Consider the following 303-nt stretch of genomic DNA (forward strand, 5'->3'; position numbering starts at 1 on the left):
CTCCCATGGTTGCGCAGGTATGAGAGCGATTTAAAGAAAAATCAAACTCATCGTCTAATACTTCATTTGCTCTGAATTCATGGCTATCTTTAAGTACTAAGCTAATAAATAAAACACTGCCGGCTAAATTAGCCTCTTCAGTTTGTATTCGCTCATTAAGTACCGGCGTAAAGTTTTTTTCACGCCATTGCTGAGTGCTAGTAGCATCAAATAATAAACGGCTCGGAGTAGTTGCCAATAAACGAGTTGCATCGTAAACAAACGCTTTCCTCAACCCTCGATAAAGTCCTAGCTGCGATGCCC

At 40.9% G+C, this 303-nt stretch carries 1 protein-coding gene; it reads right to left on the minus strand.

Translation table 11 applies throughout. The annotated features are described in order from the left end of the window. The coding region (locus CWB66_RS21950; RefSeq protein ID WP_171037575.1) for a fatty acid cis/trans isomerase at positions 1-303 on the minus strand (303 nt) is incomplete at both ends.

The sequence above is a fragment of the Pseudoalteromonas sp. S558 genome (assembly GCF_005886635.1).
In the GTDB taxonomy this organism is placed as follows: Bacteria; Pseudomonadota; Gammaproteobacteria; order Enterobacterales; family Alteromonadaceae; genus Pseudoalteromonas; species Pseudoalteromonas aliena.